This window comes from Flavobacterium sediminilitoris, assembly GCF_023008245.1.
GTDB lineage: Bacteria > Bacteroidota > Bacteroidia > Flavobacteriales > Flavobacteriaceae > Flavobacterium > Flavobacterium sediminilitoris.
The window spans coordinates 2,475,691-2,489,836 of sequence record NZ_CP090145.1; the positions used below are offsets into that span (position 1 = coordinate 2,475,691).

General features: G+C 29.3%; 11 protein-coding genes and 1 pseudogene. 5 read left to right on the forward strand and 7 right to left on the reverse strand.

Annotated features, from left to right (window positions below):
* Positions 1–6 precede the first annotated feature (6 nt).
* A complete protein-coding gene (locus tag LXD69_RS11360) occupies positions 7–807 on the forward strand; it encodes an ABC transporter substrate-binding protein (protein WP_045966685.1) in 801 nt (266 codons plus the stop codon).
* Between the two features lie 184 nt (positions 808–991).
* Here the strand turns inward: LXD69_RS11360 and LXD69_RS11365 are convergent, their stop codons facing one another.
* Positions 992–1,702, reverse strand: a complete 711-nt coding sequence (locus LXD69_RS11365; protein WP_045966687.1) for a DUF4197 domain-containing protein — start codon at positions 1,700–1,702, stop codon at positions 992–994.
* A gap of 134 nt (positions 1,703–1,836) precedes the next feature.
* Between LXD69_RS11365 and LXD69_RS11370 the strand changes: the two genes are divergently transcribed.
* Entirely contained in the window at positions 1,837–5,262 is a 3,426-nt protein-coding gene (locus LXD69_RS11370; RefSeq protein WP_246915483.1) for a methylmalonyl-CoA mutase family protein, read from the forward strand.
* A 489-nt stretch (positions 5,263–5,751) separates the two neighbouring features.
* Here the strand turns inward: LXD69_RS11370 and LXD69_RS11375 are convergent, their stop codons facing one another.
* The gene (locus LXD69_RS11375) at positions 5,752–8,490 is read right to left on the reverse strand and encodes a choice-of-anchor I family protein (RefSeq protein ID WP_246915486.1); all 2,739 of its coding nucleotides are present in this window, start codon (positions 8,488–8,490) and stop codon (positions 5,752–5,754) included.
* A gap of 225 nt (positions 8,491–8,715) precedes the next feature.
* Positions 8,716–8,886, reverse strand: a pseudogene (locus tag LXD69_RS11380) (IS3 family transposase); the annotation flags it as partial.
* Between the two features lie 296 nt (positions 8,887–9,182).
* Here LXD69_RS11380 and LXD69_RS11385 point away from each other — a divergent pair.
* Entirely contained in the window at positions 9,183–9,644 is a 462-nt protein-coding gene (locus LXD69_RS11385; protein WP_246915488.1) for a gliding motility lipoprotein GldH, read from the forward strand.
* Position 9,645: 1 nt separating this feature from the next.
* On the opposite strand, the gene LXD69_RS11390 is transcribed toward LXD69_RS11385, so the two are convergent.
* From LXD69_RS11390 to LXD69_RS11405, 4 genes are all read right to left on the reverse strand, one after another.
* The gene (locus tag LXD69_RS11390; protein ID WP_246915501.1) at positions 9,646–10,302 is read right to left on the reverse strand and encodes a response regulator transcription factor; all 657 of its coding nucleotides are present in this window, start codon (positions 10,300–10,302) and stop codon (positions 9,646–9,648) included.
* Positions 10,292–10,951 carry a sensor histidine kinase gene (locus LXD69_RS11395; RefSeq protein WP_235270871.1) on the reverse strand — a complete coding sequence of 220 codons (660 nt, stop codon included), beginning with the start codon at positions 10,949–10,951 and terminating at the stop codon, positions 10,292–10,294. The genes LXD69_RS11390 and LXD69_RS11395 overlap by 11 nt, the downstream gene beginning before the upstream one ends.
* A gap of 98 nt (positions 10,952–11,049) precedes the next feature.
* Positions 11,050–11,697 carry a hypothetical protein gene (locus LXD69_RS11400; RefSeq protein WP_045966378.1) on the reverse strand — a complete coding sequence of 216 codons (648 nt, stop codon included), beginning with the start codon at positions 11,695–11,697 and terminating at the stop codon, positions 11,050–11,052.
* Positions 11,698–11,700: 3 nt separating this feature from the next.
* Positions 11,701–12,195, reverse strand: coding sequence for a hypothetical protein (locus LXD69_RS11405; RefSeq protein WP_246915503.1), 495 nt, complete (start codon positions 12,193–12,195; stop codon positions 11,701–11,703).
* Between the two features lie 244 nt (positions 12,196–12,439).
* Between LXD69_RS11405 and LXD69_RS11410 the strand changes: the two genes are divergently transcribed.
* Both LXD69_RS11410 and ypfJ read left to right on the forward strand, forming a co-directional pair.
* Positions 12,440–13,219, forward strand: a complete 780-nt coding sequence (locus LXD69_RS11410; RefSeq protein WP_246915505.1) for a hypothetical protein — start codon at positions 12,440–12,442, stop codon at positions 13,217–13,219.
* A gap of 16 nt (positions 13,220–13,235) precedes the next feature.
* The gene (gene ypfJ / locus LXD69_RS11415) at positions 13,236–14,093 is read left to right on the forward strand and encodes a KPN_02809 family neutral zinc metallopeptidase (RefSeq protein WP_045966380.1); all 858 of its coding nucleotides are present in this window, start codon (positions 13,236–13,238) and stop codon (positions 14,091–14,093) included.
* The last annotated feature ends 53 nt before the right edge of the window (positions 14,094–14,146 follow it).

The following is a 14,146-nucleotide window of genomic DNA, read 5'->3' on the forward strand; positions in this document are numbered from 1 at the left end:
TAAAAAATGAGACAATTAATAGATCAACTTGGCGTAAATCATACTTTTGAAGCAACACCAAAACGAATTATTTCATTAGTTCCTTCACAAACAGAACTATTGGTTGATTTAGGATTAGAAGAATCAATTGTAGGAATTACAAAATTTTGTATTCATCCTTATTATTTAAAATCGACTAAAAAAAGAATAGGAGGAACTAAAAAAGTAAATTTTGACAAAATAAAAGAACTTCAACCCGATATCATAATTGCCAATAAAGAAGAAAATACAAAAGAAATAGTTGAAGAATTAAGTAAAATTTGTCCAGTTTGGGTTACAGATATTTACACTATTGAAGACAATAACAAAATGATTCAAGATTTTGGAGAAATTTTCAATAAAAGAACCAACGCTCAAAAATGGATTGATAAAATTAATTTTGCGCACAACGATTTTAAAAACTTCATAAAAGATATACCATTAAAAAAAGCAGCTTATTTCATTTGGGCAAATCCCTATATGGTAGCAGGAAATAATAACTTTATTAATGAATTGTTAAGAATAAATCATTTTAAAAATATATACGAAGATAAAGAAGGTCGCTACCCAGAAATAGAATTGAAAAAAATGAGATTAGAAGGTGATCCAGATTATGTACTATTATCTTCAGAACCATTTCCGTTTAAAGACGAACACGCTTTTGAAATAGGTAGATTCAGTCATCATGCTAAAACTATTTTTGTAGATGGAGAAATGTTCTCTTGGTATGGAAGTAGACTAGTAAAAGCATTTGATTATTTTAAATTACTACATAGTAAAATAAGATAAAATAATAGTCATTAGAAGATTTATCACATAAAAAAACCACGTCCTAAAGACGTGGTAATTTTTTTAACTAACCTTAATCCAAATATATGATATATTAACAGTACAAATATCCGACTATTTTAAGCTAACTCATGTTAACAATTTGTTATATATATGTTATAGTATATTAAAGTTTTTAACGTTATTATTTTTTATCCTGTAAAGCAAAAACCTTCTTTAATAAATCAGAGCTTCTTGAGCTAAAATTAGTTCTAATATTTTGTTCTTCAACAGCAATCATTTTAAAAACACCTTCCATTGCTTTATTAGTAGTATAATCTGTAATATCAGGATTCACTTTACTTACAAAAGGAATACTATTATACTTTGTAATAATATTAGTCCACACCTTATCAGCACCTACTTTAGCAAACGAATTTTTAATCACCGGATTAAACTTTCCGTACAAAGCAGTAGAAGTAGAATTTTGTAAATAACTAGTTGCCGCAGAATTATCACCCATTAAAATATTTTTAGCATCATTAAAAGTCATTTGTTTTACAGCGTCAACAAAAATAGGAGTAGCTTCTTTTACAGCATCTTCAGCAGCTCTATTAATAACCTTTAATCCTTCATCTGCTAGGCTAGATAAACCAATGTCACGCAATCCTTTATCTACCTTTTTTAATTCCTCAGGAAGTAATATTTTAACCGCTTCATTTTTAAAAAAACCATCAGTAGCTGTTAATTTAGATACTTGTTTATCAATTCCTTTGTCCAAAGCTTCCTTCAATCCATTAGCAATATCTAATTGACTTAATCCAGGAGTACCTTGAGGTAATTGGTCAACAACTTGTTGTAATTCAGCACAACTAAATAATGTGAAAGCAAAAACGCTCAATACAATTTTCTTCATAATATTTTAATATTTCTTTCTAAGAGATCAAAGATAATGCCTTTTTTTAAAAACAGATAAAATCTACAAAATAAACGTGTTGAAAATTTATTAAATTCGTAAATTGCGCTACATAATTTGATATATAATTAGAAATGGAACAACAACAACCTTATATTCCTAATAATAAAGTAAGAATTGTTACTGCCGCTTCTCTCTTTGACGGACATGATGCAGCTATTAATATAATGAGAAGAATTATTCAATCTACTGGTTGTGAAGTAATTCATCTAGGACACGATAGAAGCGTAGAAGAAGTAGTAAATACAGCAATTCAAGAAGATGCGAATGCCATTGCAATGACTTCTTATCAAGGAGGGCATACAGAATATTTAAAATATATGTTTGATTTGCTTAACGAAAAAGGAGCAAGCCATATTAAAATATTCGCAGGTGGTGGAGGAGTAATTCTTCCTGTAGAAATTGAAGAACTACATGCTTATGGAATAGAAAAAGTATATTCTCCAGATGATGGCCGTGCAATGGGACTTCAAGGAATGATTAATGATTTAGTAAAACGTTCTGATTTTCCTATTGGAAATGTATTAAATGGAGAAGCAAATCATTTAGAAAATAAAAATCCAAGAGAAATTGCACGTGTTATTTCAGCAGCCGAAAATTTCCCAGAAATAGCAAAAGAAACACTAGATAAAATACACAAAGAAAACGAAACCTCTAAAATACCAGTTCTTGGAATCACAGGAACAGGTGGAGCAGGAAAATCATCTTTAGTAGATGAATTAGTACGTCGTTTTTTAATCGATTTTCCAGAGAAAACAATCGGATTAATTTCAGTCGATCCTTCAAAACGTAAAACAGGAGGAGCACTTTTAGGAGATAGAATTCGTATGAATGCCATTAACAACTCTAGAGTGTACATGCGTTCGTTGGCTACACGTCAATCTAACTTAGCTTTATCAAAATATGTAGCGGAAGCCATTCAAGTATTAAAAGCAGCTAAATATGATTTAATTGTATTAGAAACTTCTGGAATTGGTCAATCGGATACTGAAATTATGGATCATTCTGATGTTTCTTTATATGTAATGACACCAGAATTTGGTGCAGCAACGCAATTAGAGAAAATCGACATGTTAGATTTTGCCGATTTAGTAGCGTTAAACAAATTTGACAAACGAGGAGCTTTAGATGCTATTCGCGATGTGAAAAAACAATACCAACGCAATCACAATCTTTGGGATGTAAATCCAGATGAAATGCCTGTTTTCGGAACTATTGCTTCGCAATTCAACGATCCAGGAATGAATACGTTGTACAAATCTATAATGGACAAAATTGTAGAAAAAACAGAATCAGATTTAAAGTCTACATTTGAAATTACACGTGAAATGAGTGAAAAAATCTTTGTGATTCCACCTCATAGAACACGTTACTTATCTGAAATTGCAGAAAACAATCGTAAATATGACGAAACCGTTTTAACGCAAGTTGAAGTTGCTCAAAAATTATACGGAATTTTCAAAACAATTGAATCAGTTCAAGGAAACTTTCCTCAAATTGATAAAGCTGGAATCATTGAAGAATCCTTGCAAATTAATGATTCAAACAAAGAATTCGTTTCATTATTAGTAAAAGAATTTGACCGAGTAAAAATGAACTTAGATCCATTCAATTGGTTAATCATTCAAACTTGGGACGAAAAAGTAAACAAATACAAGAATCCAATTTACAGCTTTAAAGTTCGTGATAAGGAGATAAAAATTCAAACCCATACAGAATCACTTTCACATTCACAAATTCCTAAAATTGCCTTACCAAAGTATCAAGCTTGGGGTGATATTTTACGTTGGAATTTACAAGAAAATGTACCAGGAGAATTCCCTTTTGCATCAGGATTGTATCCATTTAAGCGTGAAGGAGAAGATCCAACACGTATGTTTGCAGGAGAAGGAGGTCCAGAAAGAACAAACAGACGTTTTCACTATGTTTCATTAGGAATGCCAGCAAAACGTTTATCAACAGCATTTGATTCTGTTACCTTATACGGAAACGATCCAGATCATAGACCCGATATCTATGGTAAAATTGGAAATGCAGGAGTTTCAATCTGCTGTTTAGATGATGCTAAGAAATTATATTCTGGTTTCGATTTAAGTCATCCAGCCACTTCGGTTTCCATGACGATTAATGGACCAGCACCTATGTTGCTTGGTTTCTTTATGAATGCTGCAATTGATCAAAACTGTGAAAAATATATTAAAGAAAATGAATTAGAAGCTGAGGTTGAAGCAAAAATCAAAGCAATCTATGCAGCAAAAGGTACAGAAAGACCAACCTATAACGGAGCTTTACCAGAAGGGAACGATGGTTTAGGATTAATGTTGTTAGGCGTTACAGGTGATCAAGTATTACCAGCTGATGTATATAATGATATTAAAATAAAAACATTAGCACAAGTTCGTGGAACAGTTCAGGCCGATATTCTAAAAGAAGATCAAGCGCAAAATACTTGTATTTTTTCTACTGAATTTGCTTTGCGTTTAATGGGAGATGTTCAAGAATATTTTATTAAAGAAAATGTTCGTAATTTCTATTCGGTTTCCATTTCAGGATATCACATTGCAGAAGCAGGAGCAAACCCTATTACACAATTGGCTTTTACTTTAGCAAATGGTTTCACTTACGTGGAATATTACTTAAGTAGAGGAATGAACATCAACGATTTCGGGCCTAATTTATCGTTCTTTTTCTCAAACGGAATTGATCCAGAATATGCAGTAATTGGTCGTGTAGCACGTAAAATTTGGGCAAAAGCCTTAAAATTAAAATATGGAGCCAATGAAAGAGCGCAAATGTTGAAATACCATATTCAAACATCAGGACGTTCTTTACATGCACAAGAAATTGACTTTAATGATATTCGTACAACATTACAAGCTTTATATGCCATTTACGATAACTGTAATTCTTTACATACAAATGCGTATGACGAAGCAATTACAACACCAACAGAAGAATCGGTACGTAGAGCAATGGCAATTCAGTTGATTATCAATAAAGAATTAGGATTAGCGAAAAACGAAAACCCAATTCAAGGTTCATTTATTATTGAAGAATTAACCGATTTAGTAGAAGAAGCAGTTTTAACAGAATTTGACAGAATTACAGAAAGAGGAGGCGTTCTTGGAGCAATGGAAACCATGTATCAAAGAAGTAAAATTCAAGAAGAATCATTGTATTATGAGACGTTGAAGCATACAGGTGAATTCCCAATCATTGGTGTGAATACTTTCTTAAGTTCTAAAGGTTCACCAACAGTTATTCCAGCAGAAGTAATTCGTGCAACAGAAGAAGAAAAGTTGTTCCAAATAAAAACATTAGAAAATCTTCACAAAGGAAATGCCGATAAAGTAAAAGAACAAATTAACTTATTGCAAGAAGCAGCTATTAAAAATCAAAATATTTTTGAATTATTAATGGATGCTACTAAATACTGTACGCTAGGTCAAATTACTTCAGGATTATTTGAAGTAGGAGGACAGTATAGACGAAATATGTAGTTTGTAGAAAATAGAACAAAAAATAGAGTAAAGACCTTCCAGAAATGGAAGGTTTTTTATTTGATTAATAGCTAAACTATATTAGTTATAACCTAAAAGCTATTAAATATAATCTCAGAGGTATTAAATATAATTTTAGAGCTATTAAATATAACCTCAGAGGTATTAAATATAATTTTAGAGCTATTAAATATAACCTCAGAGATATTAATTATAATCTCAGAGCTATTAAATATAACCTAAAAGCTATTAATTATAACCCCAAAGGTATTAATTATAAGCTGTTAGGTGTAATTATTAGAAATGTCAGTTCAGGAGATGTCTTTTAGGCTAAAAAAGCAATTATACCTAACGAGTTCAATTTAAACCTATTGATAATTAAAAATTTAAAGATTTATATTGTTGATTTTATTTATGTATAATTTTATGTAAAATCAAAAGACCTTCCAAATTGGAAGGTCTTTTTGGAATCAACAATAACACATTTTATTATTCAACAACTACTTTTTGACTGATTCCTTCTTTTGTTTTAATGAAATATATCCCTTTTGGATAATTCATTTCTAATAATTTTGTATTCTCTTTTTCAGTTATTTTTCTTCCTAAACTATCAAATACACCTACAGTAACAGTTTGGTTAAAATGAAGTATTCCATTTTTTACAGGATTTGGATAAGCTACAAAACCTTTTTCTTGACTAAATGATGGATTAGATAAAACATCATTTGTTATTTCATAAATACTAAGAGTAGCACTCACTTCATTTGCCATTATTACTAATCCTTTAGTGTTTGGACTGTTTTCAGGAGTAATGTAAATAATTCCTTCCGGACCTAGATCACCACCAACACCAGTTGTACTTCTACTATTTTTGTATGAAACAAATGTTGGAGCCATTGGATTTGTAATATCATACGTCATAAGTCCGCCAATTCTTTCTAAAGTGATGAATGCATAAGTAGCTCCATTAATTTCAGCAACTGTGATTCCTTCTGGTTCAGGACCTTTATTATCACTTCTATTTTTCAAGTTATTATTATCATTACTAGCATTGAAAAAAGAACCAAAAACAGGATCAGCAGCCGTAATTTTTTCAAAATCAGAACCACTATCATAGACTAATGCACCTGTTGAAGCATTCCAAATACTAAAAGAACGCGTTCCAAAAACATGAATCTCATCAAAGTCACCATCTCCATCTGTATCGCCAGTAGCATTAGTAACGGTTAATCGACCTAAATTTTTATTGTTTTTATAAAAAGAAGCATCAGGAAAAACAGTATCATCTAAAACATAACTATTACTATTTATTCTTGTTTCTTCAGATAAGCCATTATAATCTCTAGAATCACCTTCATTAGCTGTTACTAAATACGTTGTACCATTTACAGTATAATTTGCAATAGCATCAGGCATATACATACCTTTTATTGGCCAGTTACTCATAAAAATAGTACCAAATTGATCGGAAGTGTCTAATTCATTACCAGAAATAGCATGATCTTTTAATCCGAGAGGAATGATATCAGTAATTTCATTTGTTACTAAATTTATAATAGCCAAAGCATTGTTTTCTTGTAAAGTAACCCAAGCAGTTAAACCATCATCAGCAATAGTAATATATTCAGGTTCTACATCTTTTGAAACAGAAGCATTAACACCATAAATTCTAACACCTGCTGTTTTTAAAGAAGCTAATTGACTATCAAAAGCATTAAAATTCAATGTCGTTACATTAGATTGTTGGATAGCATTGAATCCAGAAGAAATATCAATAATCGAAATACTTCCTTCTGGATCTATTGTATAATCATCATTTGGTTGTCCTTCATTAGCTGTTAAAACCTTTGTCCCATCAGGAGAAAAAGTAATCATATCAGGTAAAACACCCACTTCTACTACAGAACCAATAGTTCCATTAATGTCCATGAAAATCACTTTTCCATTGGCAAAATTGACACTTTCAACAGTTGCAGCAACAATACCGTTTTTTACTGCAACACTAGTTCCACCAATTCCATAACTTGATAAATCGATTGATTGAATAGACGTAATAGCAGAAACATTTGAAAAATCTAAAACCTCAATTTTAGAAGCAGTAGAATTCATCACAAATAATCGTTGAGAAACAGGATCATGAGCAACAATTTCAGCCGAACCAGTCGCATCAACTAAATAACTTGATAAGTAGTTAATATCTAAAGAAGTAGAAGTAGAAGGAACAGACTCTTCATCATCTAAAATATAGATAGTTTTTTGAGAAATACCAGATATAGTTCCATCAACAGCATTTGCTAACTCTAGGACAAAATAAGAATCTCCATTAAAAGAAGCGTCATTTGTTATCGGAATTGTAATTGTTTGTTGTGTTGAATTTACAGGAAAAGAAACCGTTTCATTTGTAAATGCATATTGAGAACCATTTGCAGCTGTTCCTAATACTGTTGAAACCATTACATCTACAGCAGTTGTTCCAGTTGACGGATTCGTTAATGTAATAACAACATCAACACCAGCATTACTTTCATCTATAATTGAAAACTCCGTAGAAAAAGATATATCTGAAGCAGTTGAATTAAATGTTGTTGAATTAAAAGGCAAATCGGGAATTGTGCCATTATTACTATCATTAGCACCTGTATTTTCTGTTTGCCAATTAGACATCGTATTTATAGCTGTTAGATAGTCATGCATTGCAAGTCCAGTTCTTGGACCATTATAATTCGCTATATCAGTTCCTTCAGGTAATAAAATAGCTGTTGAACCAATTGTTAATCCAGAATTTGTTAAATCACCAAAACCAGTTGATGAATTAGATATAGCAGCTAACAGTGTAGTTACCGTTCTTGGAGAAGTACCTAAAAAGGCAAACATAGCATCTGCTGTAGCAGAGATTCCACCAGCATTATTAACTGTAATAGATCCTATAGAAGGCGAAATAGAAGCACTAATATTATTAATACTTATAACCGTTCCAGCAGGAATACTATTTGCTCCAGAAGACCAAGTAAAATCGCCTTCATCTGTTCCAAAGCTAGTTCCGTTCCATTCAGAATCACAAAAAATAATCGTAGAATTTGCAGGAATATCTTTAAAAGTAACAAATGCAATATCATCATCTCCATCAGCATTAAAACCTATAAATGCAATATCTCCAGCATTTGAAAGTTGAGCACTAACTAAATGAGAAATAAAGATTAGTAATACAAAAGTAATTTTTAACTTCATGGATAAAATGTTAATAGTTTATCCTACAAACTTACTTTCTAAAACAGGGTAAGCAGGTTAATTAAAAATCATCATTTCATATAGAAAACATTACTATTTAGTTTCGTTAATATTAAAAAGTAAACTTAATGTTAACTCAACAAAACTATGTTTTTTGATGATGAGTCGTTCTAAAATAGATTGACCAATTTTACAATAAATTAGTTAAAACCAGTGAAATGTTATCTACTGGTTTTTTTCATATACAAAATTAGGTATTTTCATCATTAAACTTAAATGTGGTTTTTTATTATTGTAACACTCAATAGATTCTTTAATTAACGTGTTGATTTCTTGAGTGTTTTTGTATTTGTAAATCAAGAATTCATGCTTTAAAATCCCATCATTTCTTTCTGCTAAAGTGTTTAAGTCTAAATCAAAGTATGGGTTTTATTCTGAGTGCGTGTTAGTTTCCTCAAACACTTTTCTCTATTCTAAATTTAATAAATAAATCTAAAGAAGTTTCTATGGATTTCGACGTAAAAAGAAGATTAGGTCTGCTCTAATTTAAGTCACCAAATTTTTTTGACCATACCAAAACAGTGCTTCTACTTTTAATATCGTTTTTTTCTAGATTAATCATAGTAAGTCAATTTTGTGTCAACTTATTTCAGGTCTTTTTTTTATATATTTATAGGACTAAATTCTGTAATATGAAATATTGTAAACATTTATTTTTTCTTGTTTTTCTTTTCTTATTATCTTGTGATAAGGATATAGTTTATAGTAAATTTTATTCTGATTTTAAAGAAAATAGATGGTTGACCAAAGAAGTGAAATCATTTGATTTTTTAATTAAAAATAACGAATCTAAAGTAAATTTGATATTACATCTTGGTCATGTTTACGATTTCCAGTTTCAATCGGTTCCATTTAATGTTATTATTTTTTATCCTGATGGTAAGAAAGAATCTACTCCTATTAATTTAAAAATAAAAGATGAAAATGGAAAAGATTTGGCAGATTGTTCAGGTGATATTTGCGATTTGTATTTTACAATCAAAGAAAAAATGGCATTGCAAAAAGGAAAATATAAAGTTGAAATTAAGAATAATTTTAGCGGAGATTACCTTCCCAATGTACTTGGTGTAGGAATTAAAGTAAAAAAACAATAGACTATTCTATATTAACAATCTTATTTTTTATTGCATACAAAACTAAACCTATTCTAGTTCTTATCTCTAATTTTGAAAATAGATTTTCTCTATAACCATCAATAGTTTTAGGGCTTAAACACATTTCATCAGCTATTTCTTTATACGTTTTTTCAGTACAAGCATGTTTGATGAATATGATTTCTTTATCTTTCAGTTCTAATCTTATATTTTTATTATTGTCTAATCTATTAATAAGAAGTCCAGAAACTAATTCAGTAAAGAAAAAACCTTTATCTGAAACAGTATTTAGAGCTTCTTCAAATATTTGAGGAGAAGTATCTTTTAGTAAGTATCCTTTAGCTCCATTTTTCATCATTTTTATAATGGTTTCCTCATCATCATTTACAGAAAGAGCAATTACTTTTGAACTTTCATGATTAATTTTAATCCATTCCATTGTTTTTAGTCCATCAAGTATTGGCATATTAACATCAAGTAATATAATGTCAATTTCATCCAAATTCATCTTATTTGCAACTACAGAATCAATAAAATCTTTTCCATTTTCAAAATTATTTACAACAATAAAGTCTTCAAAACTATTAATCAAAAATTTTAAAGATTGTGAGAATAATAAATGATCGTCAATAATTATTACTTTATTTTTAGTTTTCATTTTTCTTGTTTAAAAGGTATTCTAAAAGTAAAATTGTTCCATTATTATTAGATTCGATTGAAACAGTTGCTCCTATAAGTTTAGCTCTAAACTTTATATTGTTTAAGCCTAAACCTTTACTTGTCTTGTTTAAATCAAACCCAATACCATAATCTTTTAATCTAATTAATAGTTTTTTCTTTTCACAAGTAACGTCAATCTCTATTTTTTTACTTAATGAATGTTTTAAACTATTATGGATTGCTTCCTGAAAAATACGATATAGAATTAATTCATGCTCTACATTAATTTTAGGAAAGGTCTCATCGTGATTAAAAACACATTCTATATTTTTTAACTTTTTAATTCTATCAAAGTCATTTTTTATAGACTCTATAAAGTTAGTATTTATTAAATTGTCTTTGTTAATTATTCTCGATAATATTCGAATTTCATCTAATGACTTGGCTAAGACATTCTTTAATTCATTTAAATCTGCTTTTGTAACCTTCTCTTCATTTTTTAAATACAAATTCACTTGCATTATTGCAACAGATATTATTTGACCTATATTATCATGTAATTCTTTACTTATTTCTGATAATGTTTGATCTTTTATTTCAACTCTAGTTTTAATTAATTCAGATTGAAAATGAATTTCAGACTCCATTTTATCTATAAGAAATTGTGTTTTCTTTTTCTGAAAATAAAAAAATAGCGCAAACAGTATTATTAGTAAAGTAAAAAATACAATACTAAGTGATATTACTAATAATTGTACCTTTTCTCTGTCCATATGAATCCTATTATAAAACAACTATGCATTAAAAAATTTAAAATAAACACTACAAAACTATAGATTGATTCTACTCTTTCTATTAAAAACCAATCAAGTGCTAATAAAAAAGGTAAATATGGAAGATGGAAAAGTAAAACACCTAATATAAACCAAAAATAAATTGACTTTTTAAAATTTAAAATCTTTTCAGAATTAAACATCTCAATTAAATATAAGCAAGATAGAATTAAAACAAAAAGAACACCTATTGCAAAACTATTGGTAAAAGTTTCATCAATATTATTTTGAATAAGTATAAAATTGATAGCATAAAAAATAATATAAATAACTAAGAATAGGTTTGCAATTGCTTTATATATGATTTTATGTACTAATAATTTTAGTAGGTATATATAGTAAATGAAGCTTATTAAAATGTAAAAATTAAATATGAAATAATTGATTATGCCTGTCCATTTGCTAAAATTGATTCCTAAAAACTCAATTATAACAGATAGCCATATCATAACCAAAATAGATTTAGCTTTGTTATTTGGTAGTTTGTAAAAGAAAAACAAACCAATAATTCCAGATAACAAAGCTAAATAAATAGTATAAAATCTTATATTTTCTAACATTTTTTAATTTGAAGGATACGACATTTTTGGAGGGTTTCCCATTGAACCATAATTTAGCGGACTAATTTCATCAACATCACTGCTTTGTCCTAATTCTTCTTTTGATGAATAACTTAGTAAACTACTTTTTTGCGCTTCTGTTTTATATCCAGTTGGACTTAAAAATATTGTAGTCATTCCCGCTTTTTCCTTATATTCTTCTTTATTTGGATATTTACCTATATAAAATCTGATGCCATCAATTTTATAGCCTTTTTCAATTCCTTCTGTTTTAATATGATTGATGTAATTTTCCAATTCTTCTAATGAATACCAAAAAGCATTTGCGTCATCCTTCGCATTTTTATTTGCAGTTGCAATTGCTTCTGTATGATTATTATTCAGTTCTTTAGCAAACGAATTCGTGATTAACTGTTTAGGTTTGCTGTAACTCATGTTGTCTTCTTTTGATTTAATTTCAATTGTCTGAAGATCATCTGCAATTAAAACGTTATTCATTTTTTTCATAATAGTAATGGTTTTAAATTGATATGGGACAAATGTATTCCTAACCTTAAAGTGAAACAAGGGGAAAATCCCCCTTTTTCAAAGGATAATTACTTTTTCTGTTGATTTATAGTGATTTATTAATAAGGATAGTACCTGTTTCTTATTTATAAGAAGCTTATTTAGTAATTGAATTCTCGTAAATAATTTATTTTATATTATTTTTCCTTTATTTTTGCTCAAAATAGAAAAATAGATGAAAAGTAAAATTGAAGAGCAATTAGAGAAAGGATATAGCTTAGATTTGGGTAAAGTGATAGATCAAAGTATTGAAATATATAAGAAAACATTTCTTATTTCAGGATTAGGATATCTTTTACTAATTTTTGTAATGATTGTTTTATATAGTTTTTTATTTTTGTTTATATATGGAATTAATGATTTTGCAGACTTTGCAGTTGAAATGAATGAAATGAAGCTCGATTCAACATATTTAATTGGAAACCTTATTCTTTCAGTTGTTTTTGCATCATTAACAGCACCGTTAAACGCAGGATTTATAAAAATCTGTTTCTTAGCAAAAAGGAATGAACCTCTTAATGTTAGTACAATATTTGATTATTACAAAGGAAAGTATTTTAAGGATATCGTAATAGGTTCGGCTATAATTGCATTAGGAACGCTTATCTTAACAGGACTATTTGATTTTTTAGCATTATCATTTATAAATATAATTGTACATATTATATTTAGTCTTTTTACAGTATTATTTATTCCTATAGTAATATTTGGAAATCAAAGTTTTGGTGAAGCTATTGAAAAAAGTATTAAATTAGTAGCAAAACAACCAATACATATTTTTGTAGCATTACTTATTGCAATTGTAGTAATTATGTTAGGACTTATAGGTTTATGTATTGGGATTCTTTTTACACTACCATTTTGGCCAGCAATGACTTTTGTATTGTATGATAATATTATAGGTATTGAAGAAGAAGAGAATATTATTGATCAAATAGGATCATCTGAGGTTTAATTTAAATAGATTATTTATGAAATGGCAAGGCAGACGTCAAAGTGATAACGTAGAAGATAGAAGAGGAATGTCTTCAAAAGGGAAAGTAGTTGCAGGTGGAGGAATTATAGGTATAATTGTCCTTTTGTTACAAATTTTTGGAGGTGATACAGGTAAGATGGTAGCTCCAGTTTTAGAACAAATGAATCAGCAACCTACTACTCAGCAAACAGAACAGAGAGAATTAACAACAGAGGAAAAAGAGCTTGGTCAGTTTGCCGCTACAGTTTTAGCAGATACAGAAGATATTTGGACTAAAATTTTTAGAGATAACCAAATAGGTGAATATGAAAAACCAAAAATGGTATTATTTACCGATGCTGTTCAAACAGCTTGTGGAGGAGCTAGTTCTGCATCAGGACCATTTTATTGTCCAGCAGATCATAAAGTATATATGGATTTACGTTTTTTTGAAGAACTTCGTACTCGTTTTGGAGCAAAAGGAGGAGACTTTGCAATTGCTTATGTTATCGCTCATGAAGTAGGGCATCATATTCAAACTTTACTTGGGACTTCACAAAAAGTAAGACAAGCACAACAAGGGAAAAGTAAGGTTGAAGCAAATAAACTATCTGTTTGTTTAGAACTTCAAGCCGATTTTTATGCAGGATTGTGGGCACATTATAATAAAAAGTATTTAGAAGCAGGTGATATTGAAGAAGCATTGAGCGCTGCTCATGCAGTAGGAGACGATGCTATTCAAAGTAAAATGCAAGGTCATGTGGTTCCAGATTCATTTACTCATGGTTCATCTGAGCAACGTATGAAGTGGTTTATGAAAGGTTACAATTCTGGAGATATTAATCAACATGATACTTTTAAAGAAGAATTGTAAAAAGATTTTAAATAAATAAAAATACCCCAAAAGTTAATTAAACTTTTGGGGTA